Raw genomic sequence first — 22,903 nt, forward strand, 5'->3', positions numbered from 1 at the left:
GCGAATCCGACGCGCTTGCCACCATGATCATACCCCTCTGACCAGGAGAGACATTTGGGCCTGACCCCGACGCCACCCGTCACCGCACCTTCGGCCGAAACCCTGCTGGAATTTCCCGACAACCGGTTGCTGATCGACCTGTGCGGTCCCAACGACCGCCATCTGGCCCGGATCGAGGAGGCGCTTGGCGTTCATATCCTGCGCCGTGGCAACCAGATCGCCGTGGTTGGCGGCCCCGAGGCCCAGGCCGAGGCCGCGACCCTGCTGCAAGGTCTTTACGCGCGGCTAGAACAGCACCGCCCCGTCGGTCCCGACGAGGTCGAGGCTGCCCTGCGCATGGGGGTCGAGCCCGCCGCCGACGTCACCCCCGCCGAACAGCTGGAGATGTTCGCCCAGGGCAATTACGAGCTGCGCACCCGCAAGAAATCGGTCGAGCCGCGCACCGACGCGCAAAAGGCCTATGTCCGCGCGCTGTTCCAGAACGAGCTGGCCTTTGGCATCGGGCCTGCGGGCACGGGCAAGACCTATCTGGCGGTGGCGGTGGGCGTGACCATGCTGATCGGCGGGCATGTCGACAAGATCATCCTGTCGCGCCCCGCGGTCGAGGCGGGCGAGCGGTTGGGCTTTTTGCCCGGCGACATGAAGGAGAAGGTCGATCCCTACATGCAGCCGCTGTATGATGCGCTGAACGATTTCCTGCCCGGCAAGCAGATGCAGAAGCTGATGGAGGAAAAGCGCATCGAGATCGCGCCGCTGGCCTTCATGCGCGGACGCACGCTGAGCCGCGCCTTCGTCGTGCTGGACGAGGCGCAGAACGCCACCAGCATGCAGATGAAGATGTTCCTGACCCGCCTTGGCGAAGGCTCGCGCATGGTCATAACCGGCGACCGCACCCAGATCGACCTGCCGCGCGGTATGATGTCGGGGCTGATGGACGCGGAAAAGATCCTCAAGGACGTCAAGGGCATCAGCTTCAGCTATTTCACGGCCGATGACGTCGTGCGCCACCCGCTTGTCGCGCGCATCATCAAGGCGTATGAGATCGAGGACAATGCCGCCCTTGCCCGCGGTGAAACAGAGGAGCCGCGCGGCCAGTATGTCCCGCGCCGCGCGTTCAGAAACGATGCCTGACGAGATTACCGTCGATTGCGTCATCGAGGATGACCGATGGCAGGCCGCCGGTCTTGAGGACCTGGCGGCCCGCGCCGTCCAGGCCGCGCTGAACCATCACGACCTGACCGGAGAGGTCGTCGTCATGGGCTGCGACGATGCGCGCATCGCCGCGCTGAACGCCGATTTCCGGGGCAAGCCGCGCGCGACCAACGTGCTGTCCTGGCCGTCGGTCGAGCATCTGCCCCACGCCCCCGGCGCCATGCCCGAGCTGCCCGACGAGGAAGAGCTGGGCGACATCGCCATAGCCTATGACACCTGCCTGGCCGAGGCCCGCGCCCAGGGCAAGCCGATGGATCACCATGTCCAGCACCTGCTGGTGCACGCGACGCTGCATCTGCTGGGCTATGACCACCAGACCGATCCCGATGCCGAACGGATGGAGGCGGTCGAGCGTACCGTCCTGTCCGCCCTTGGCATTCCCGACCCCTACCAGGAGAAAGACCGATGAATTCCGACAGCCGATTACCCGCCACGGCCCCTGATCTTCATGTCGAGGAGACCCCCGCGATCGCCGTGGACGGTGGCGGAGGAGAGGGCCGCGAGGCTGGCAACGGAAAGGGCTTTTTCGGTCGCGTGCTGTCGGCCCTGACGGGGTCGGAGGCAGGATCGGACGAGGACGGTCAGGACCGCCATGTCGTCGGCACCCCCGGCCTGGGCAACCTGCGCCGGATGCGCGTCGATGACGTGGCCATCCCCAAGGTCGAGATCGTGGCCGCGCCGGTGAACCTGTCGCTGGAGGATCTGGTCGAGATGTTCCGCGAACACGGATTTTCGCGCATGCCGGTGTTTCGCGGCACGCTGGACAGCCCGCTTGGGCTGATCCACCTCAAGGATCTGGCGCTGAAGCACGGTTTCGGCGCGGGCGGCAAGTTCACGCTGCGCCCGATGCTGCGTCCGTTGCTCTATGTGCCGCCCTCCATGCCCATCGGGGTGCTGCTGCAGCAGATGCAGACCAAGCGCATCCACATGGCGCTGGTCATCGACGAATATGGCGGCGTCGATGGGCTGGTTACCATCGAGGACCTGATCGAGCAGGTCATTGGTGAGATCGAGGACGAGCATGACGAGGATGAGGGCGGCCTGTGGGTCCATGAAAAGACCGGCCAATGGCTGGTCCAGGCCCGCGCCCCCGTCGATGCCGTCGAGGCCGAGACTGGCCTGCGTCTGGCCGGCGAGGATGATGAGGATGTCGACACGCTAGGTGGGTTGATCTTCATGCTGGCGGGGCGCGTGCCGCTGCGCGGCGAGGTGATCGCCCATCCGTCGGGCGCCGAATTCGAGGTGGTCGATGCCGATCCGCGCCGGCTCAAGCGCATTCGCCTGCGCATGCCCAGCATCGCGACGCCATCGGATCGCAAGACCGACGCCGCGTGACGGTCAGCTGGCGTCGAAACGCGCCAGCATCGCCTCGTAGAACCGCTCCCTCAGGGGGTCGGTCTCCATCAGGATCTCGTGGCGGGCTCCGGGGATCTCCAGCAGTTCCGATTGCGGCCAGCGCGCGGCGCGGTCGCGGATGGCCTGCGGCGAGACGACCCTTTCCTCGGACCCGAGCGACACCAGCATCGGCACCTCAGGCGAGGGGATGCGCGACAGGCGCGCGCATTCGTTCAGCGCGCGGCTGACCCAGTCGAAGGTCGCGCCGCCGATGGTCAGGTCGGGCCAGGCCACGGCCTCGCGTACCAGGCGCGCCCATTCGTCACCGTTGCACGTCAGCAGGTTGGCGTTGAAGCTCTCGTCCAGCGGATAGGTCGTGGCCGCGCCTCCGCTGCCGGGGGCGGTGAACCCGCCGCGCCCCACGCGTCCGGCCAGATAGGCGATGCCGATGGCCAACCCCTGCTGCACCCGGCGCAGGTTGATACCCCACATCGGCGCCGAGAACACCGCGCTCTGGACCGGCAGGCCGCCTTCCAGTGCGGCTAGCCCGATGCAGCCACCCATCGAATGGGCCAGCAGGTGCCAGGGGCGGGGCAGGTCCAGATCGCGGGCGGCGACCAGCATCTCGACCACGTCGCGCTGATAGTCCGAAAACTCGCGGATATGGCCGGGACGCGGATTGGGCTGCAGCCGGTCCGACAGGCCCTGGCCGCGCCAGTCGATGCACAGCACGTCATAGCCCTCGGCCATCAGGCGATGGGCGACGGGGGCGTATTTCTCGATGTATTCGGTGCGGCCGGGGAACAGCAGCACGCTGCCGCGCCCGCCGTCGGCCGACCAATGCGCGACGCGCAGGCGGACCCCGTCATCCGCCCGCGCCCAAAAGGCGCGGGCCGGCTGCGACCGGTCGTCGGGCAGCTGATGGAACGGGGCCTCCTGCATGCGGCTCAGGACAGTTTCTGACCCAGCTGCATGGCCACGCCCATGTTGCCGTCGATCTTCAGCTTGCCCATCATGAAGGCGGTGGCGGGGTTCACGTCGCCGTTCATGATGCCCTCGAAGGTCTCGCGGCTGGCGGTCAGGGTCACTTCGGCCTCGTCGTCGCCGGCGCGCACGCCGGATTCGTCGATCATGATTGCGCCTTCGTCCTTGATCACGAATTTGGCGGTGCTGTCGAAGCTGTCGATCTTCTCGCTCAGCTTCTCGACGGCCTTGGTCACGACTTCGCTCATTTCACGTCTCCTGATGCGCTTTGTCTGGCGCCCGACCGGCGGGCCGGGTTACACCATCCCTATGAACGCGATCCGCCTGATTTTCCACTCTGCCGTCACGGCATTGCGTCACAACCTTCTGACGATTTTCCTCGTTTTGGCAAGCGTCATGCCGGGCCACGCGGCAGGGCAGGGGCTGGACGACGCCTTCGCCCGCCTGGCCAACCCCGAGGGCGAGGGCTGGCGCATCGCCGAAAGCGACATCCTGCGCGAATGGTCGCGGTCGGGGTCCCCGGCGATGGACCTGCTGCTGCGCCGCGGAGAGACCGCGCTGGACCAGGGCGATCTGGCGGGTGCCATCGGGCATCTGACCGCGCTGACCGACCACGCACCCGATTTCGCGGCAGGCTTTCAGGCGCGGGCGGCGGCCTATGCGATGGACGGACAGTTCGGCCCCGCGCTGGAGGACATCCGCCGCACGCTGGCGCTGGAGCCGCGCCATTTCGCGGCGCTGACGCAACTGGGCGCGATGCTGGAGGAGATGGGCGAGGATGACCGCGCCCTGGCCGCCTATCGCGCCAGCCTGGCCATCCACCCCCACCAGCAAGAGGCGATCGACGGGCAGGCCCGTCTGGAACGCAGGCGCACCGGCACCGATATCTAGGGCATGACCATGAGCACGCGCGGGCGGATCACCGCCATTCTGGGGCCGACCAATACCGGCAAGACCCACACTGCCATCCAGCGGATGCTGAACCACCGATCGGGCGTCATCGGCCTGCCGCTGCGCCTGCTGGCGCGCGAGGTCTATGACCGGATCGTCGCCGCACGCGGCCCCTCTGTCGTGGCGCTGGTCACCGGAGAGGAGCGGATCATCCCCGACCGCGTCCAGTACTGGGTCGCCACCACCGAGGCGATGCCCGACATCGCCACCGATTTCGTCGCCATCGACGAGATCCAGCTCTGTGCCGATCCGCAGCGGGGCCACGTCTTCACCGACCGCCTGCTGCATATGCGCGGCACGCTGGAGACGCTGTTTCTGGGCAGCGGCACCATGCGCCCGGCCATCGCGGCTCTGGTCCCCGAAACCCAGTTCGAGCGGCGCGAGCGGTTCTCGACCCTGACCTGGGCGGGGTCGAAAAAGCTGTCGCGCATGCCTGCGCGCAGCGCCATCGTGGGCTTCAGCGTCGATGATGTCTATGCCATGGCCGAGCTGATCCGGCGCCAGAAGGGCGGCTGCGCGGTCGTGATGGGCGCCCTGTCGCCCCGCACCCGCAACGCCCAGGTCGAGATGTATCAGAACGGCGAGGTCGACTATCTGGTCGCCACCGACGCCATCGGCATGGGCCTGAACCTGGACATCAAGCATGTGGCCTTCAGCGCCACGCACAAGTTCGACGGTAAGCGCGTCCGCTCGCTGTTCCCGCATGAGATGGGCCAGATCGCGGGCCGGGCCGGGCGGCACACCGAATCCGGCACCTTCGGCGTCACCGGAGAGGCCGAGCCGCTGGACCCCGGCCTGATCGACGCGCTGGAGAACCACCGCTTTCAGCCGATCAGCCGGTTGGTCTGGCGCAACGGTCGGCTGGAATTCGGCAGCATGGACCGCCTGGTCGAAAGCCTGGAGGCCGCCCCGGGCCAGGAATTGCTGATCCGCGGACGCGAGGCGGATGACGTGGCGACGCTGAAGATCCTGCGCGATCTGCCCGAGATCAAGGACCGCGTGCAGGGCGGCAAGGATGTCCGCCTGCTGTGGGACGTGTGCCGGGTGCCTGATTTCCGGGGCATTTCCGCGATGGAGCATGCGACGTTGCTGGCGCGGATCTTCGGTTTCCTGCAGGATGGGCACATCCCGGCGGACTGGCTGGCGGGGGCCATAGAACGCATCGACCGGACGGCGGGGGATATCGACGCGATCTCCAAGCGGCTGGCCTATATCCGCACCTGGACCTATGTCGCGCAAAGAACGGGCTGGGTGGCGGACGAAAAGCATTGGCGCGGAGAGACGCGCGCTGTAGAAGACCGCCTGTCGGACGCGCTGCACGCGGCCCTGACCCAACGATTTGTGGACCGGCGCACATCCGTGCTGCTGCGCCGGCTCAAGCAGAAGGAGAGCCTCGTGGCCGAAGTGAACGACAAGGGCGAAGTGACGGTCGAGGGCGAATTCGCCGGCCGTCTGGAGGGCTTCCGCTTTCGCCCCGACCAGACCGCATCGGCGGACGAGGCGCGGATGCTGTCGCGCGCCAGCTATGACGCGCTGAAACCCGAATTCCATCTGCGCGCCGACCGCTTTTACAACGCGCCCGACACCGAGATGGACTATACCGAGCAGGGCGGCCTGATGTGGGGCAGCCAAGCGGTGGGCAAGCTGGTCAAGGGGCCTGACGCGCTGCATCCCGGCGTCGAGGTGTTCGTCGACGAGGAGGCCGGCACCGAGATCGCCGACAAGGTCCGCCGTCGCGCCCAGCACTTCATCGACCGCAAGATTGCCGCCCTGTATGAGCCGCTGCTGACGCTGCAGAAGGACGAGGCGCTGACCGGTCTGGCACGCGGTTTCGCGTTCCGCATGGTCGAGTCGCTTGGCATCCTGTCGCGTGACGGCATCGCCTCCGAGGTCAAGGAGCTGGACCAGGAGGCACGTGGCGCACTGCGCAAGCATGGCGTGCGGTTTGGTCAGTTCACCATCTTCCTGCCCGCGCTGCTGAAACCCGCGCCGACGCGCCTGCGTCTGGTGCTGTGGTCGCTGCACGAGGGTCTGTCGGAATTCCCCGAAAGCCCGCCGCCGGGTCTGGTCACCATCCCGCATCTGCCGGTCGTGCCCGATCAGGTCTATGCGCTGTCGGGCTATCGCCCGGCCGGAGACCGCGCGATCCGCATCGACATGCTGGAGCGGCTGGCCGATCTGCTGCGCGCGCAGGACACGCGCGGCGGCTTTGAGGCCAATCCCGACATGCTGTCGATCACCGGCATGACGCTGGAGCAGTTCTCGGGGCTGATGCAGGGCCTGGGTTATTCGGCCGAGCGGGCCGAGCGTCCCAAGGTCAAGACCTCCGAGCCGGTCGCGGTGGTCCCGGCCCCCGAGGGCGAGCCCTCGGACGCGCCCCTGACCGAAGAGGAATCGGTGCTGGCCGCCGAGACCCGCGCGAAATGGGAGGCCGAGCAGGCCGAAAAGCGTGCGGCAGAGCCGGTGGCCGAGCCTGAGGCCGTCGCGCAGCCCGACGAGGCCGCGCAGCCCGAGGAGGTCGCAGCCCCCGAGGTCGAGGTCTATTACACCTTCAAATGGGCGCCCAAGCCGCGCGGTAACCGTCGCCCCCAGGGCGAGCGTCCGCAAGGCGACCGCCCCCAGGGCGAGCGTCGTGGCCCGCGCCGTGACGCCCCGCGTGAGGGTCAGACCCGTGATGGCGCGGCACCCGCCGGCGACCGCCCGCGTGGCGATGCGCCGCAGGGAGAGCGTCGCGACCGTCAGGGCAAGCCCGGCGGCAAGTTCGGTGGACCCAAGAAGCCCGGCGGCAAGCCCGCCCATCAGGGCCCCAAGACGTTCTCGTCGCGCCCCGAAAAGAAGGCCGATCCCGACAGCCCCTTCGCGATCTTGGCGCAGCTGAAGGACAAGAGCTGAGTTGACCGACGCTGCCGAAGGGCTGCGGCTGGACAAGTGGCTGTTTTACGCGCGGATCTTCAAGACCCGCGGCCTGGCTGCCGCCCGCGTCGAGGCGGGCGGCATCCGCGTGAACGGTCAGCCCTGCCGCAAGCCGGGGCGGGCGGTCAGGGTCGGTGATGTGCTGACCGTCTCGGCCAACCGTCAGGTCCGGGTGCTGCATGTGCGGGAATTCACGGACCGCCGCGGCCCGGCACCAGAGGCGCAGCTGTTGTATCACGAAGATCGCGACGGGTTGATTGATCCGGCCGAACTGTCTAGGTGACAGGTCGACAAGCCCAGACAAGAGCGCCCAGATGACCTATGTCGTGACTGACAACTGCATCATGTGCAAATATACCGATTGCGTCGAGGTGTGCCCCGTGGACTGCTTCTACGAGGGTGAGAACACGCTGGTCATCCATCCCGACGAATGCATCGATTGCGGCGTCTGCGAGCCGGAATGCCCCGCCGACGCGATCCGCCCGGATACCGAACCCGCGATGGAGACCTGGGTCGAGTTCAACCGCAAGTATTCGGAACTGTGGCCGGTGATCACCCGCAAGAAGGACCCGCTGCCCACCGCGACTGAGATGGACGGTCAGCCGGACAAGCTGGACAAGTATTTCTCGGAGGCGCCGGGGGCGGGCGACTGATTCGGACGGCCTGACGGTCCCTGACGCGCCAAACCCTTGATATGGCGGCCCGACGGGAAAAATGCACGGAGGAAAGCCATCGCTTTTTTCCGTGTCATTTTTGTGTTATAGTCTGCTATGTCGCGCGTCCCGCTGCGGGTCGTTTGCCCGCCCTGACGCGCCCCAGACTGCCGCGTTTTCGCCATCTGCCTGGCGGGAACAGACATACATGATCGAAAATGGACCGAGGGTGGCCTGGCCCCCCTGCGGCCCTTTGTGTCCGTCTTTCGGGCGCATGTCAGAGGAAACCAGATGTCGAAAGCCAAGAAGAACGAATTCCGTCCCGATGATTTTGTCGTCTATCCGGCGCATGGCGTCGGTCGCATCGTCTCGATCGACGAACAGGAGGTCGCGGGACTGCGGCTGGAGATGTTCGTGATCTCCTTCGACAAGGACAAGATGACCCTGCGCGTGCCCACCGCCCGCGCCAGCGAGATCGGCATGCGCAGCCTGTCCACCCCCGACCTGATCGACCGCGCGCTGGAGACGCTGAAGGGCAAGGCCCGCGTCAAGCGTGCGATGTGGTCGCGCCGGGCCCAGGAATACGAACAGAAGATCCATTCGGGCGACCTGCTGTCCATCGCCGAGGTCGTGCGTGACCTGCACCGCTGCGACGACCAGCGCGAGCAGTCCTATTCCGAGCGTCAGCTCTATGAGGCCGCGCTGGACCGTCTGACCCGCGAAGTGGCCGCCGTCGGTGGCCTGGACGAGGGCGGTGCGCAAAAGCGCGTGGGCGACGTGCTGATGAGCCGCGCGGCCTGATCCAGGTCCATCGCCATGGCTAGGGGGGGGCGTCCTGCGGGGCGCCCCTTTTCGCATCCCGCCCCGATATGCCGAACGTGGACAACGCCGGGCCGCCTGCCTATAAGGCCCCATCCATTGCAGCATTCGAGGCGCATCATGATCAAGGTCTTCGGCCATACCTCTCCGGACACGGATTCCACCGGCTCTCCCATCATCTGGGCGTGGTATCTGAACGAGATCCGCCAGACCCCCGCCGAGGCCGTCCTGCAGGGCGAGCCGAACACCGAGGCGCTGTGGATGCTGGACCGCTGGAGCCTGACCAAGCCGCGCATCATCACCGACGTGACCGCCGACGACCGCTGCGTCATCGTCGACACCAACAACCCGGCCGAGCTGCCCGCCAGCCTGGACCAGGCCGAGGTGATCGAGATCATCGACCACCACCTGCTGGCCGGCGGCATCAAGACCCGCGCGCCGATCAACATCACCATCCGCCCGCTGGCCTGCACCGCCACCATCATGCACGACCTGATGGGCGAGGACATCGCCCGCGCCCCCGAGGGCATCAAGGGCGCGATGCTGACCTGCATCCTGTCCGACACGCTGGAATTCCGCAGCCCGACCACGACCCCGCATGACCGCGCCGTGGCCGAAAAGCTGGCCGCCGATCTGGGCGTGACCATCGCCGATTTTGCCGCCGAGATGTTCGCCGCCAAATCCGATGTCAGCGCCTTCAGCGACGCGGCCCTGCTGACCATGGACAGCAAGGAATACGAGCTGGGCGGCAAGCAGCTGCGCGTCTCGGTCCTTGAGACGACCGCGCCGCAGGTCCTGCTGGACCGCAAGGATGCGCTGATGGCCGCCATGCCCGGCGTCGCCGCCGCCGACGGTGCCGATCAGGTGCTGCTGTTCATCGTCGACATCCTGAATGAGCAGGCGACGCTTCTGGTGCCCAACGACTTTGTCAAGTCCGTGGCCGAGCGCAGCTTTGGCGTGACCGTCACCGGCGACACCGTGGTCCTGCCCGGCGTCATGAGCCGCAAAAAGCAGATCATCCCGGTCCTGGCCGTCTGATGACCCGCATCATCGCTTCGCTGGCCGAGGTTTCGGCCAGCTATGACGCGCTGTTCTGCGACCTGTGGGGCTGTCTGCACAATGGCCGGCAGCCCTATACCGCCGCCGTTGCCGCGCTGCAGGCGTTTCGGGCGCAGGGCGGCAAGGTCTGCCTGATGACCAACGCGCCCCGGCCGAACCAGTATGTCGTGGCGCAGCTGGACCGCATGGGCGTGCCCCGCGATGCTTGGGATCTGGTCGTCAGTTCGGGCGATGCCGCGCAGGATGCGATGTTCGCGGGCGTGGTCGGGCGGCGCGTGTGGCATATCGGGCTGGACAAGGATCTGGGCTTTTTTGCCGATATCCCCCAGGCTCATCAGGGTGCCGACCCCGTCACCCGCGTCGATCTGGCCGAGGCCGAGGGCATCGTCGCCTCCGGTCCCTTCGACGAGATCAACGAGACGCCTGAGGATTACCGTGACCGGTTTCAGGACGCGATTGCGCGCGGCCTGACCATGCTGTGCGCGAACCCGGACATCGTCGTAGATATGGGCGACACCCGCATCTATTGCGCGGGCGCGCTGGCGCAGTTCTATGAGACGCTTGGCGGCCGGACGCTGTATTTCGGCAAGCCCCATGCGCCGATCTATGACCGTGCGCGGGCGCTGATGGGCCTGGGCCCGGACGCCCGCTATCTGGCCGTCGGCGACGGGATCGCGACCGACATCGCCGGGGCCGAGGCGCAGGGCATCGACAGCATCTTCGTCACAGGCGGCCTTGCGGCGGATCTGTTCGGCGCGGATGTCGAAAACCCCGAGGCCCCGGCGCTGTCCAACTGGCTGATGGCCGAAGGGCGCGTGCCGACCTATGCCATCGGGCGCCTGCGCTGAACGCCAGCGCATCGCCGGAAACCCACGCCCGCAGGTCCGCCTGCGGGTGTTTTTCGTTTTCGGGAGGCGGAATAAAAGATCATCTTATCGCGGAATGTTGAAATAATATTGCCATGGCGATGCCATGCTGCTATGCAGCAATGGAACAGGGAACGGTAGGACGGATGGGCTCCGACATGCTGGACAATTTCGCGCGCGGCACGATCGTCATCGAGGATCTGGAGATCGGCATGACCCGCCATCTGCACAAACAGGTCACCGACCGCGATATCGAGCTGTTCGCCGAGGTCTCGACCGACCGCAATCCGGTGCATCTGGACGAGGCCTATGCCCAAGACACCATCTTTGAAGGACGCATCGCCCATGGGATGCTGACCGCCGGGCTGATTTCCGCCGTGATCGGCGAACAGCTGCCCGGCCACGGCACGGTCTATCTGGGTCAGACGCTGAAGTTCATGGCCCCCGTGCGCCCCGGCGACAGGGTCCGCGCCGAGGTCACGGTTCAGGATATCGACCACGCGAAACGGCGGGTCACGCTTGCAACCCGGTGCCTCGTCGGCGATACGGTCGTTCTGAAAGGCGAGGCGGTCGTGCTGGCCCCAAGCCGCAAGTTCGACTGAAGGGGCGCCCGGCGCGTCCCGTTGGGGGCGCAGTGCAGATCCATCGCGACTGGACCGGATTGCCGACTGATGCGCGTGGCGCCTCGGTGGCCATGGGGAATTTCGACGGCGTCCACAAAGGGCATCGGGCGGTCATCGAGACGGCCCGGGCGGCCTGCGACGCGCCCTTGGGCATCCTGACCTTTGAGCCGCATCCGCGCGAATATTTCGCCCTCGATGCGCCGCCCTTTCGGCTGATGAATTCCGAGGCGCGGGCGAACCGCCTGGCGCGTCTTGGCGTGCAGCAGCTTTATGAGCTGCCCTTTGGCCCGGTGCTGGCGGGGCTGACGCCCGAGGCCTTTGCCCGCGAGGTCCTGGCCGAGGGTCTGGGCATCGCCCATGTCACCGTCGGCGCCGATTTCTGCTTTGGCCAGAACCGCGCCGGGACCGCGCAGACCCTGACCGAACTGGGCCAGGCCCTGGGCTTCGGCGTGACCATCGTGCCGCTGGTCGGCGCGGATGAGGGGGAATACAGCTCGACCGCGATCCGGGCGGCGCTGGCGCAGGGCGACACGCATGGCGCGCAGCGGATGCTGGGCCATTGGCACCGCATCGAGGGCGAGGTGATCCACGGCGAAAAGCGGGGCCGCGAGCTGGGCTGGCCCACCGCCAACATGGCGATGGACGGGCAGCACCTGCCGCGGCTTGGGGTCTATGCGGTGCTGGTCGACATCCTGACCGGGCCGGACCGGGGGCCGTGCCAAGGGGTCGCATCCCTTGGGGTGCGTCCGATGTTCGGGGTCAACACGCCCAATCTGGAGGTCAACCTGTTCGATTATTCTGGCGATCTGTACGGTCAGCACCTGTCCGTGGCGCTGGTCGATTTCCTGCGCGATGAGGCGCGGTTCGACGGGCTGCCCGCGCTGATCGCGCAGATGGAGCAGGATGGCGCCGATGCGCGCCGCCTGCTGTCGGGCCGCTGATGCGCGATCGGTTCTGGGAGCTGCCTTTGCCTCAGCTGGCCCGCGACGAGTGGGAGGCGCTGTGCGACGGCTGCGGCAAGTGCTGCCTGAACAAGATCGAGTTCGAGGACACGAACGAGCTGGCCTTTACCCGCGTCGCCTGCAAGCTGCTGGACGGCGATGCCTGCCGCTGCAGCAGCTATCACAACCGCCATGACTATGTACCCGATTGCGTCGTGCTGACCCCCGCCAAGATCAACGAGGTCGCCTGGTGGCTGCCCGCGACCTGCGCCTATCGGCTGCGCCACGAGGGGCGGCCGCTTTACGATTGGCACCACCTGATCTCGGGCTCGACCGAGACCGTCCATCAGGCGGGGGTCAGCGTCCGCGGCTGGACCATCAGCGAGCTGACCGTGACCGAGGACGATTGGGAAGACCACATCATCGAGGATCTGTCGTGAATTTTGCATCGGACAACGCCTATTCCGCCCATCCCGCCGTTCTGGCCGCCCTGTCAGAGGCCAACTCCGGCGCGGTGATGGGCTATGGCGCCGACCCGGTGACCGCCCGCGCCGAGGCCGCGATCCGCGATCTGCTGGAGGCGCCCGACGCCGTGGTGCGGTTCGTGGCCACGGGCACGGCGGCCAATGCGCTGGTCTGCGCGCAGCTGGCGCCGTCCTGGGGGCGCATCTACTGCCATCAGGACGCCCATATCGAGACCAGCGAATGCGGTGCGCCCGAGTTCTTTTCCCATGGCGCCAAGCTGATCACCCTGCCGGGGCAGGGCGGCAAGCTGACCCCCGACACCCTGGCGCAGGCCGTCCATGTCGGCGCGGGCGTGGGGCTTAACGGCGGTCTGAACGCGCTGGTCTCGATCACCAACGCCACGGAATGGGGCACCGTCTATACCCCCGATGAGGTCGCGGACCTGGCGCGGGTGGCGCATGACGCGGGCCTGCCGCTGCATCTGGACGGCGCGCGGTTTGCCAATGCGGTGGCGACCTTGGGCTGTTCGGCGGCGGATCTGACCTGGCGGGCGGGCGTGGACGCGCTGTGCCTGGGCGGGACCAAGAACGGCGCGATGGGGGCCGAGGCGATGGTGTTTTTCGACCCCGCCCGCGCTGAGGGTTTTGACTATCGCCGCAAGCAGTCGGGCCATGTGCTGTCCAAGAACCGCTATCTGTCCGCGCAGATGCTGGCGCTTGCGACGGATGGGCTGTGGCTGGATCTGGCCGCGCGCGCCAATGCCAAGGCGCAGGTGCTGGCGCAGGCCGTGACCGAGGGCGGCGGACAGCTGTTGCAGGCGGTCCAGTCGAACGCCGTCTTTGCCGCGATCCCCAAGGCGGCGCATGATCGCGCGCAGGCGGCGGGCGCGCTGTATTATCTGTGGCCCGACAAATCCGCCGAAGGTCTGGACCCGGTGCCCGTGCGGCTGGTCTGTGCCTGGGATACGCCCGATGCGGATGTGGCGGGGCTGGCCGCGATCCTGCGCGGCTAGGCGCGCAGCGCGTCCGCCAGCAGTTGCAGGGCGTGCTCCACAGTCGCGGCGCGCACCCGGTGGCGACCGATCGCCCCGAATTCGACGGTCTGGGTGCGCGTGCCAAAGGGCTGGCTGATGCCAAAGCAGACACGGCCTTCGGGCTTGTGTTCCGACCCGCCCGGCCCGGCGATGCCGGTCACCGATACGGCAATGCCCGCCTCGGAATGGCGCAGCGCGCCCTCGGCCATCTGGGCGGCGATCTGTTCGCTGACCGCGCCATGCGCCTCCAGCGTGTCGGGGCGGATATCCAGCATCTGCACCTTGGCCGCGTTGGAATAGGTCACAAAGCCCCGGTCGAAGGCGTCGGAGGAGCCCGGCACCTCGGTCAGGGCGCCGGCGATCAGCCCGCCGGTGCAACTCTCGGCGGTGGCGATGCGGATGCCGCGGGCGCGGGCGGCGGCCAGTACCTCTGCCGCGGCGGTCACATCAGCACCCCATGCGCCAAGGCTGCGGCGGCCATCGTGGCGATCGCGGCAAAGATCCCGGCCCACAGATCGTCCAGCATCACCCCCGCCGCGTCATGGCGACGGTCGGCCCGGCCGACCAGCCACGGCTTCCAGATATCGAACAGGCGAAAGAACAGGAACGCCGCGACCCAGCCCGGCCAGGGAAAGCTGTCGGCGGGCAGACCGGCATGCCAGAACCCGAAGGAGGGCGCCATCAGCGCCAGCCACTGGCCCGCGACCTCGTCGATGACGATCTCGCTGCGGTCGGGGTCGTCCATGCCGGCGGTGTATCGCGGCACGACCCAGAACCCCAGCAGGATCACCAGCCCCGTGGCCAGCGCCAGCAGCGGGAAATGCCCGATGCGGTGCATGATCAGCCCCATGGCGACCGCGACCGCCGAGCCCCAGGTGCCGGGGGCGGGGCGCAGCAGGCCCGAATAGAACCAGGTGGCCAGCAGGCGGTCCATGGTCATTCCTTGATCAGGGTAGCGGTGGCGATGGCGGCGATGCCCTCGCGCCGCCCGGTGAAGCCCAAACGTTCGCTGGTCGTGGCCTTGACGCTGATGCGGGCGGCGTCCAGGCCCATGATCTCGGCCAGGCGATGGGCCATGTCCAGGGCGTGGGGGCCGATCTTGGGCGCCTCGCAGATCAGGGTGACGTCGGCATTGCCGATGCGGAAGCCCTTGTCGCGGGCAAGGCTTGCCGCATGGGCCAGAAAAATCGCGCTGTCCGCGCCCTTCCATTGCGGGTCCGAGGGCGGGAAATGCCGCCCGATATCGCCCTGCGCCAGCGCGCCATAGATCGCGTCGGTCAGGGCGTGCATGCCCACATCGGCATCCGAATGGCCCAGCAGGCCCGCATCATGCGGCACGCGGATGCCGCACAGCGTCACATGGTCGCCCGGCCCAAAGGCGTGCACGTCATAGCCATTGCCAAGGCGGATATCCATGTCGGTCCCCAGACTGCGTTCGGCCCGCGCGAAATCGGCGGGGAAGGTTATCTTCAGATTGTCCTCGGAACCGGGGGTGATCGCAACCTCCATCCCGGAGCTGAGGGCCAGTTCCACGTCATCGGCGGCATCGGACGGGTGATGGCGATGCGCGGCAAGGATCCTGGTCAGGGCAAAGCCCTGCGGCGTCTGCGCCCGGAACAGCCCGTCGCGTGGGGCGGTGGCGGTCACGCGACCCCCCGCGCCGCGCCACAGCGCGTCTGAGACGGGCAAGGCGGGGGCCGCGGCATCCGCGCCCGCCTGCAGTGCGTCGATCACCCCCCGGATCACCGCATCGGGGACCAGCGGGCGCGCGCCGTCATGGATCAGGACGTGGCTGACCTGACCCTCCAGCGCCTCAAGGCCCGCGCGCACGCTGGCGGCGCGGGTCTGCGCGCCCGCAACGATGGTGACGGCCCCGGCATAGCGGTCGATGGCCTGGCCCATGTCATCGGGATGCACGACCAGAACCACGCGGTCGAACCCGGCAAAGGCCGCTAGGGTGCGGTCCAGAACCGGCTGCCCGGCCAGGTCGCGCCACTGTTTCGGCGTGCCGCCACCCGCGCGCGTGCCGCGCCCGGCGGCGGTGATCAGCGCCGCAAAGCCGCGCGGGGCGCGGATCATGCGTGGTCGGGCATGTCGCCCCTGATCGCCGCGGCAAAGGCCGTCCGGTATAGGGTGGACAGGTCAGTCAGGGGCGCGCTGTCGCCGCCCAGATCGACCGCCGTGCCGCCAAAGCGGCCGACGGTGGCGATGGGCACGCCCGCCGCCTGCGCGGCCTTGGTCAGCGCCGCGGCCGCATCGGGGGTGCAGGCGACCAGATAGCGGGCCTGATCCTCTCCGAACAGCTGGGCGATGTCGGCGCTGTCCAGCGTGACGCCCAGGCCCGCGGCCTCGGCCATCTCGAAGGCGGCCAGGGCCAGTCCGCCATCCGACAGGTCGGTGGCCGAGGACAGATGCGCCCGCTGCGCGCGAAGGAATTCGCCATGCTTGCGTTCGGCGTCCAGATCGACATGCGGCGCGTCGCCCGCCTCGATGCCGAATGCGTCGAAGGCCAGTGCGGATTGCTCCAGATGGCCCTGCGTGGTGCCGATGACCAACGCCAGGTCGCCCTCGGCCGGCAGGCCCGCGATGATGTCGTCCAGATCCGCGATCAGACCGACACCGCCGATGGTGGGGGTGGGCAGGATGCCTTTGCCATCGGTCTCGTTGTACAGCGACACGTTGCCCGACACGATGGGGAAATCCAGCGCGCGGCAGGCCTCTCCGATGCCTTGGATGGCACCGACCAGCTGGCCCATGATCTCGGGCTTTTCCGGGTTGCCAAAGTTCAGGTTGTCGGTGGTGGCCAGGGGCAGGGCGCCGACGGCGGTCAGGTTGCGCCAGGCCTCGGCCACGGCCTGACGACCGCCCTGAACCGGGTTCGCCTTGACATAGCGGGGGTTCACGTCGCTGGTGAAGGCCAGCGCCTTGCGGGTGCCGTGCACGCGGACCACGCCCGCGCCCATGCCGGGACGGCGGATCGTGTCGGCGCCGACCTGCGTGTCATACTGCTCCCAGACCCAGGCCTTGTAAGCGTGGTTCGGGCTGCCGATCAACGCGCGCAGGGCCGCGATGGGGGCAATGGCGGGCAGGGCCGGGGCAGGGGCGGCCGGCGGGGTCGCGACCCAGGGGCGGTCGTATTCCGGCGCGCTGGAGGACAGCTTGGACAGCGGCAGGTCGGCCATGACCGCGTTGCCGTGCAGGATCAGGAACCGGTCCTCGGGGATCGTCTCGCCCACGATGGCGAAATCCAGGTCCCATTTCGCAAAGATCGCGCGGGCCACGGATTCCATGTCGGGCTTCAGCACCATCAGCATCCGCTCCTGCGATTCCGACAGCATCATCTCATAGGCGGTCATGTTGGTTTCGCGCTGCGGCACGTGGTCCAGGATCAGCTTGATCCCCAGACCGCCCTTGTCGCCCATCTCGACCGCCGAACAGGTCAGGCCCGCAGCCCCCATGTCCTGGATCGAGATGACGCTGCCCGAGGCCATCAGTTCCAGGCAGGCCTCCAGCAGGCATTTCTCGGTGAAGGGATCGCCGACCTGGACTGTGGGACGCTTGTCCTCGATCGTGTCGTCGAATTCCGCGCTGGCCATGGTGGCGCCGCCGACGCCGTCCCGCCCGGTCTTGGCGCCCAGATAGACGACCGGCATCCCCACGCCCGAGGCTGCGGAATAGAAGATCTTGTCGGCATCGGCCAGACCCGCCGCAAAGGCGTTGACCAGGCAGTTGCCGTCATAGCTGGGGTGGAAACGGACCTCTCCGCCCACATTGGGCACGCCGAAGGCGTTGCCATAGGCGCCGATGCCCTCGACCACGCCCTTGACCAGATGCGGCGTCTTGGGGTGATCCGTGCGGCCAAAGGACAGCGCGTCCATCGCGGCGATGGGGCGCGCGCCCATGGTGAACACGTCGCGCAGGATGCCGCCCACGCCGGTCGCGGCGCCTTGATGGGGTTCGATATAGCTGGGGTGGTTGTGGCTTTCCATCTTGAAGACCACGGCCTGGCCGTCGCCGATATCGACCACGCCCGCGTTCTCTCCGGGGCCGCAGATGACCTGCGGGCCTTCGGTGGGCAGGGTGCGCAGCCATTTCTTGGACGACTTGTACGAGCAATGCTCGTTCCACATGGCGCTGAAGATGCCCAGTTCGGTGAAGGTCGGTTCGCGGCCGATGATCTCCAGGATGCGCTGGTATTCGTCGGGCTTGAGCCCGTGCGCGGCGATCAGTTCGGGGGTGACCTGGGGTTCGAGCATGATCAAGCCTTCCTGCGCATGAAATCACGCGCCTTTTAGGCGCTGGCGACGCGCATGGAAAGGCCGCAGCGACAGGGCCCGGGACAAAAAAAAGCCGGGCACGAGGCCCGGCTCAAGTCCAACAGGGAGGTAGAAGGTGATAAGCGATTACGCTCAACATCGCCTTCTTCGCCCGATCTATGTGCAGAGTGTGAACGCTTCAAGACATTTGGGGCTGCAGATGCAGCATAGCGGCCATGCAGTGGCGTAATGGCTACACGCATAGGCTGTATTTTGCCGAATCGGCGTCGCGAAATGCCTTTGTCTTGGGCAGGTCAGGCCTGTCCGGCCTCGCTTTGATGGCGGCGATAGGCCTGGATCTCGTCCAAGACGAAATCGCGGAACACCGCGACCCGCCGGGTCTGGCGCAGTTCCTCAGGATAGGCCAGGAACACCGGCACTTCGCCCGATTCGACGTCGGGAAAGACGCGGACCAGCGACGGGTGGTCCGCCGTCAGGTAATCCGGCAGGACGCCGATGCCCAGATTGGCCAGAACCGCCTGCAGCACGCCGAAATAGTTGTTCACCGTCAGCGTCGATCCGACATTCTGTGCCATCAGTTCCTGCACCAGACGTGCGCCTGCGGCGACCTGGGGCTGGTCGGGTTTCTGGCAGATCAGGCGGTGGTTGGACAATTCGGCCAGTGTCGCCGGGTTGCCGCGCGCCGCGATATAGTCGGGGCTGGCATAGAGGCGCATGCGGATGTTCAGCAGCCGCCGACGGATCAGGTCGGACTGGCTGGGCTCCTTCATGCGGATGGCGACGTCGGCCTCGCGCATGGGCAGGTCCAGGACGCGCTCCTCCAGCAGCAGGTCGATGCGCAGGTCGGGGAATTTCTCGTACAGCTTGACCAGGCGCGGGGCCAGCCACAGCGTGCCGAAACCGACGGTGGCGGTGACCTTCAGTTCGCCAAAGACGTTTTCCTCGCTGTCGCGGATGCGGGCCGAGGCGCCGTCCAGCTTGCGCGACATGGAGGACGTCGCTTCGAACAGCAATTCGCCCTGCTCGGTCAGAATCAGGCCGCGGGCGTGGCGATGGAACAGCGTCGTCCCAAGCGCCTCCTCCAGCGCCCGGATCTGGCGGCTGACGGCCGATTGCGACAGATGCAGGGTGTCGCCCGCATGCGTCAGGCTGCCGGCATCGGCCACCGCGTGAAAGATTCTGAGCTTGTCCCAGTCCATCCCGGTTACAATCCTGTCATAACAGCCATGCGCTTTTTGCAGACCTAACCTGCCCCTGCGATTCCGGCAAGGTCACGCCAAGGAAAGAATTTCCGCTTCGTCGGTCAGTAATTCTGACCTATAATACCCGCGGAGGCCTTTGGGCATGGGAGGAGAGGGTGATGAGCAAGCAAGAATTCTCATTGGCGGATCGGTTCGATCTGTCGAAGAAACACGTGCTGTTGAACGGGACGCAGGCATTGGTGCGGCTGATGCTGATGCAATCGGCACGCGACAAAGCGGCGGGACTGGATACGGCGGGGCTTGTCACCGGCTATCGCGGATCGCCTTTGGGCAGCGTCGATCTGCAGATGACCCGCGAGGCCAAGCGGCTGGCCGCGGCGCAGGTGCTGTTCCAGCCCGGCCTGAACGAGGATCTGGCCGCCACCGCCATCTGGGGCAGCCAGCAGGCCGAGCTGCGCGGCGAGGGGCGCCATGACGGCGTCTTTGCGCTGTGGTATGGCAAGGGCCCGGGCGTCGACCGGTCGGGCGACGTGATGCGGCACGGCAACATGGCCGGATCGTCGCGCCACGGCGGCGTCGTGATGGCGATGGGCGACGATCACACGGGCGAAAGCTCGACCGTGCTGCATCAGTCGGACTGGGCGATGATCGACGCCTATATCCCCGTGCTGTCGCCTGCCGGGGTGCAGGAGATCCTGGATTACGGCCTGTATGGCTTTGCGCTGTCACGCTATGCGGGGGTGTGGACCGGTCTGAAGACGATGAAGGACACGGTCGAGGCGACATCGGTCGTCGACGGCGATCCGTTCCGACTTCAGTTTGTCACGCCTGACCGGGTGCTGCCCGAGGGCGGGCTGAACATCCGTCTTGGCGACACGCCCGTCGCGCAGGAGGCGAGGATGATCGACCACAAGCGGTGGGCGGCCGAGGCGTTCAGCCGCGCGAACCGCATCGACCGCAAGGTCTGGGGCAAGACGGGGGCGCGGATCGGCTTTGTCGCGGCGGGCAAGAACTGGCTGGACCTGGTCCATGCGCTGTCCCTGCTGGGCATCGACGAGGCCGAGGTCGAGCGTTTGGGTCTGACCACCTACAAGGTCGGGCAGACCTGGCCGATGGACATGAAGTCGATTCAGGAGTGGTCCGAGAATCTGGAGCTGATCATCTGCGTCGAGGAAAAGCGCAAGCTGATCGAGGTCCAGTTGAAGGAGGCGATCTTTGACAACCGCCACGGCCGCCGCGTTCATGGCTGGAAGCATGACCGCACCGGAGAGGAGCTTTTCCCCGTCCGCTATGCCCTTGACCCGGTGATGATCGCGCAGAAGATCGGCGGCATCCTGATCGAGGAAGGGCGCGGGACCGAGCGTCTGCGCGCCGGGCTGGATCGTCTGAACGCAGTGCGCCGCAACGACAACGCCCCCGAGATTGCGACCCGCACGCCGTGGTTCTGTTCGGGCTGTCCGCATAACAGCTCGACCAGGCTGCCTGAGGGCAGCCGCGCCTATGCCGGGATCGGCTGCCATTACATGGTGCAGTGGATGGGCCGCGAGACCGAGGGCGTCACCCATATGGGCGGAGAGGGTGCCAACTGGATTGGCGAGGCGCCGTTCAGCACCAGAAATCATGTCTTTCAAAACCTTGGCGACGGAACCTATAATCATTCTGGGTTGCTGGCGATCCGGGCCGCACTGGCTGCGGGCACGAACATCACCTACAAGATCCTCTATAACGACGCTGTCGCGATGACCGGCGGGCAGCCGAACGAGGGCGGCCTGACCGCCCCGCAGATCGCCCGCGAGCTGGTCGCCATGGGCGTTGGTACCGTCGTCGTGGTGCACGACGAAAAGGAGGACGTCGATCAGGCCCAGTTCCCCAAGGGCCTGCGGTTCGAGGAGCGGGCCGCGATGATGACCGTCCAGCGCGATCTGGAGACGGTGCCGGGCGTCAGCGCGATCCTGTATGTGCAGACCTGCGCGGCCGAGAAGCGGCGGCGGCGCAAGAAGGGTCAGTTCCCCGACCCCGACCGCCGCATCTGGATCAACCCCGAGGTCTGCGAGGGCTGCGGCGACTGTTCGGTCCAGTCGAACTGCGTGTCGATCGTGCCGCTGGACACGGAACTGGGCCGCAAGCGCCAGATCGACCAGTCCAGCTGCAACAAGGATTTCAGCTGCGTGAACGGCTTCTGCCCCAGCTTCGTCTCGGTCAAGGGCGGCAAGCTGCGCAAGCCCAAGGCCGAAGCGTTCGATCTGCCCGACCTGCCGCTGCCCGCGCTGCCGGTGATCAACGGAACGCATAACATCGTCATCACGGGGGTCGGCGGCACGGGCGTCGTGACCATCGGCGCGGTGCTGGCGCAGGCCGCGCATATGGACGGCAAGGGCGCGGGCATGATGGAGATGGCGGGTCTGGCCCAGAAGGGGGGCGCGGTGCACATCCACCTGCGCTTGGCCGAACGGCCCCAGGACATCAGCGCCATCCGCGTGGCCGTAGGCGAGGCCGATTGCGTCATCGGCGGCGATCTGGTCGTGACGGCGGGGGCCAAGACCGTGGGCCTGATGACGCAGGGCCGCACCGGGGCCGTGGTGAACGACCACGAGATCATCACCGGCGATTTCACCCGCTTTCGCGATTTCCAGGTGCCGTCCGACCGGCTGCGCTTGTCGCTGCAGGCGCGGTTGGGCGACCGCGTGGCGTTTCTGGACGCGAATGATCTGGCGCTGCGGCTGCTGGGGGATTCGATCTATTCGAACATGCTGGTTCTGGGGGGGTGCTGGCAGCAGGGGCTGATCCCGCTGTCGCTTGAGGCGATCATGGAGGCGATCCGCCTGAACGGCGCCCACGTCGAGGCGAACCAGCGCGCCTTCCAGATCGGCCGGTGGGCCGTGGCCTTTCCCGATCAGGTCCGCAAGCCGGCAGAGGTCACCGCGCTGCCGGTCGATCCGGTGGCCTATCGGGCCGACCGGCTGGTCGGCTATCAGGGCCGGCGGCTGGCCAAACGCTATCGCAAGCTGGTCGATGCGGCGCCCGCGGCCCTGCGCGACAGCGTCGCAAGAAGCTATTACAAGCTGTTGGCGTATAAAGATGAATACGAAGTCGCGCGACTGCATCTGACCACCGCCGAACAGGTCGCCGCCCGGTGGGAGGGCGATGTCCGCCTGTCGCTGCATCTGGCGCCGCCGATGCTGACCGGCACGGACGCCAACGGCCGTCCCCGCAAACGCGAGTTCGGCCCCTGGATGCTGCGCGCGTTCCGGGTGCTGGCCGCGATGAAGGGGCTGCGGGGAACGCCGCTGGACCCCTTTGGCTACAGCGCCGAACGCCGCCGCGAACGGGCGATGATCCGGGAATACGAGGCCGACATGGCGCAGCTGTTTGCGACCGTCACCGACGCGATGATGCCGGTCGCGATCGAGCTGGCCGAGCTGCCCCTGGGCGTGCGCGGCTATGGCCCGGTTAAGGACAAGGCGGCCGATCAGGCGGCCGAGCGTCGGGCCGAGCTGTGGGCCCAGCTGCGCGCCGGTCACGCACCCATCCGTGAAGCCGCTGAATGATCTGGATCATTTCCAAATCCCG

The 22,903-nt window shown here is 67.1% G+C and carries 22 protein-coding genes; 15 read left to right on the top strand and 7 right to left on the bottom strand.

Translation table 11 applies throughout. The features are described 5' to 3' along the window. Positions 1-54: 54 nt before the first annotated feature. From ABS73_RS06835 to ABS73_RS06845, 3 genes are read left to right on the top strand one after another with little or no spacing between them, the layout of a single operon-like run. Positions 55-1,131, top strand: a complete 1,077-nt coding sequence (locus ABS73_RS06835) for a PhoH family protein (RefSeq protein WP_277018064.1) — start codon at positions 55-57, stop codon at positions 1,129-1,131. Then, a complete protein-coding gene (ybeY, locus tag ABS73_RS06840) occupies positions 1,124-1,621 on the top strand; it encodes an rRNA maturation RNase YbeY (protein ID WP_277018066.1) in 498 nt (165 codons plus the stop codon). The genes ABS73_RS06835 and ybeY overlap by 8 nt, the downstream gene beginning before the upstream one ends. Beyond that, complete coding sequence (locus tag ABS73_RS06845; RefSeq protein WP_277018068.1) at positions 1,618-2,547, top strand: CBS domain-containing protein; 930 nt, start codon at positions 1,618-1,620, stop codon at positions 2,545-2,547. The genes ybeY and ABS73_RS06845 overlap by 4 nt, the downstream gene beginning before the upstream one ends. A 3-nt stretch (positions 2,548-2,550) precedes the next feature. Here ABS73_RS06845 and ABS73_RS06850 read toward each other — a convergent pair whose 3' ends face one another. Continuing rightward, entirely contained in the window at positions 2,551-3,489 is a 939-nt protein-coding gene (locus tag ABS73_RS06850; RefSeq protein WP_277018070.1) for an alpha/beta fold hydrolase, read from the bottom strand. A 5-nt stretch (positions 3,490-3,494) separates the two neighbouring features. Continuing rightward, the gene (locus tag ABS73_RS06855; RefSeq protein WP_136855157.1) at positions 3,495-3,779 is read right to left on the bottom strand and encodes an SCP2 sterol-binding domain-containing protein; all 285 of its coding nucleotides are present in this window, start codon (positions 3,777-3,779) and stop codon (positions 3,495-3,497) included. Between the two features lie 148 nt (positions 3,780-3,927). On the opposite strand from ABS73_RS06855, the gene ABS73_RS06860 reads away from it, so the two are divergent. From ABS73_RS06860 to ABS73_RS06910, 11 genes are all read left to right on the top strand, one after another. Next, the gene (locus ABS73_RS06860; RefSeq protein WP_277018073.1) at positions 3,928-4,422 is read left to right on the top strand and encodes a hypothetical protein; all 495 of its coding nucleotides are present in this window, start codon (positions 3,928-3,930) and stop codon (positions 4,420-4,422) included. A 9-nt stretch (positions 4,423-4,431) separates the two neighbouring features. Then, positions 4,432-7,374 (top strand): helicase-related protein, encoded by a 2,943-nt coding sequence (locus ABS73_RS06865; RefSeq protein ID WP_277018120.1) that lies wholly within the window; start codon positions 4,432-4,434, stop codon positions 7,372-7,374. A gap of 1 nt (position 7,375) precedes the next feature. Beyond that, positions 7,376-7,678 carry an RNA-binding S4 domain-containing protein gene (locus ABS73_RS06870; protein ID WP_277018075.1) on the top strand — a complete coding sequence of 101 codons (303 nt, stop codon included), beginning with the start codon at positions 7,376-7,378 and terminating at the stop codon, positions 7,676-7,678. Positions 7,679-7,709: 31 nt separating this feature from the next. Beyond that, a complete protein-coding gene (fdxA, locus tag ABS73_RS06875; protein WP_277018077.1) occupies positions 7,710-8,048 on the top strand; it encodes a ferredoxin FdxA in 339 nt (112 codons plus the stop codon). A gap of 291 nt (positions 8,049-8,339) precedes the next feature. After that, positions 8,340-8,849: a CarD family transcriptional regulator gene (locus ABS73_RS06880; protein ID WP_136855160.1), complete on the top strand. Its 510-nt coding sequence runs from the start codon at positions 8,340-8,342 to the stop codon at positions 8,847-8,849. A 138-nt stretch (positions 8,850-8,987) separates the two neighbouring features. After that, positions 8,988-9,905, top strand: coding sequence for a manganese-dependent inorganic pyrophosphatase (locus tag ABS73_RS06885; protein WP_277018080.1), 918 nt, complete (start codon positions 8,988-8,990; stop codon positions 9,903-9,905). Further along, positions 9,905-10,774, top strand: a complete 870-nt coding sequence (locus tag ABS73_RS06890; RefSeq protein ID WP_277018082.1) for a TIGR01459 family HAD-type hydrolase — start codon at positions 9,905-9,907, stop codon at positions 10,772-10,774. The genes ABS73_RS06885 and ABS73_RS06890 overlap by 1 nt, the downstream gene beginning before the upstream one ends. A gap of 176 nt (positions 10,775-10,950) precedes the next feature. Continuing rightward, positions 10,951-11,394, top strand: a complete 444-nt coding sequence (locus tag ABS73_RS06895) for a MaoC family dehydratase (RefSeq protein ID WP_277018121.1) — start codon at positions 10,951-10,953, stop codon at positions 11,392-11,394. A gap of 32 nt (positions 11,395-11,426) precedes the next feature. Beyond that, positions 11,427-12,356, top strand: a complete 930-nt coding sequence (locus ABS73_RS06900) for a bifunctional riboflavin kinase/FAD synthetase (RefSeq protein WP_277018084.1) — start codon at positions 11,427-11,429, stop codon at positions 12,354-12,356. After that, the gene (locus ABS73_RS06905; protein WP_277018087.1) at positions 12,356-12,796 is read left to right on the top strand and encodes a YcgN family cysteine cluster protein; all 441 of its coding nucleotides are present in this window, start codon (positions 12,356-12,358) and stop codon (positions 12,794-12,796) included. The genes ABS73_RS06900 and ABS73_RS06905 overlap by 1 nt, the downstream gene beginning before the upstream one ends. Beyond that, the gene (locus tag ABS73_RS06910; protein WP_277018090.1) at positions 12,793-13,833 is read left to right on the top strand and encodes a threonine aldolase family protein; all 1,041 of its coding nucleotides are present in this window, start codon (positions 12,793-12,795) and stop codon (positions 13,831-13,833) included. The genes ABS73_RS06905 and ABS73_RS06910 overlap by 4 nt, the downstream gene beginning before the upstream one ends. On the opposite strand, the gene ABS73_RS06915 is transcribed toward ABS73_RS06910, so the two are convergent. From ABS73_RS06915 to ABS73_RS06935, 5 genes are all read right to left on the bottom strand, one after another. Continuing rightward, complete coding sequence (locus tag ABS73_RS06915; protein ID WP_136855167.1) at positions 13,830-14,300, bottom strand: CinA family protein; 471 nt, start codon at positions 14,298-14,300, stop codon at positions 13,830-13,832. The two genes, ABS73_RS06910 and ABS73_RS06915, sit on opposite strands and share 4 nt — an antisense overlap. Then, positions 14,297-14,794 (bottom strand): phosphatidylglycerophosphatase A family protein, encoded by a 498-nt coding sequence (locus tag ABS73_RS06920; protein WP_277018093.1) that lies wholly within the window; start codon positions 14,792-14,794, stop codon positions 14,297-14,299. Before ABS73_RS06920 ends, ABS73_RS06915 begins: the two co-directional genes overlap by 4 nt. After that, positions 14,791-15,933, bottom strand: coding sequence for a bifunctional 2-C-methyl-D-erythritol 4-phosphate cytidylyltransferase/2-C-methyl-D-erythritol 2,4-cyclodiphosphate synthase (locus ABS73_RS06925; protein ID WP_277018096.1), 1,143 nt, complete (start codon positions 15,931-15,933; stop codon positions 14,791-14,793). Before ABS73_RS06925 ends, ABS73_RS06920 begins: the two co-directional genes overlap by 4 nt. Then, positions 15,930-18,110 (bottom strand): phosphoribosylformylglycinamidine synthase subunit PurL, encoded by a 2,181-nt coding sequence (gene purL / locus ABS73_RS06930; RefSeq protein ID WP_277018097.1) that lies wholly within the window; start codon positions 18,108-18,110, stop codon positions 15,930-15,932. Before purL ends, ABS73_RS06925 begins: the two co-directional genes overlap by 4 nt. Positions 18,111-18,424: 314 nt before the next feature. Further along, complete coding sequence (locus ABS73_RS06935; RefSeq protein ID WP_277018098.1) at positions 18,425-19,330, bottom strand: LysR family transcriptional regulator; 906 nt, start codon at positions 19,328-19,330, stop codon at positions 18,425-18,427. A gap of 161 nt (positions 19,331-19,491) precedes the next feature. On the opposite strand from ABS73_RS06935, the gene ABS73_RS06940 reads away from it, so the two are divergent. After that, the gene (locus ABS73_RS06940) at positions 19,492-22,881 is read left to right on the top strand and encodes an indolepyruvate ferredoxin oxidoreductase family protein (RefSeq protein ID WP_277018099.1); all 3,390 of its coding nucleotides are present in this window, start codon (positions 19,492-19,494) and stop codon (positions 22,879-22,881) included. The last annotated feature ends 22 nt before the right edge of the window (positions 22,882-22,903 follow it).

It is taken from the genome of Paracoccus sp. SCN 68-21, assembly GCF_001724535.1.
GTDB classification, from domain to species: domain Bacteria; phylum Pseudomonadota; class Alphaproteobacteria; order Rhodobacterales; family Rhodobacteraceae; genus Paracoccus; species Paracoccus hibiscisoli.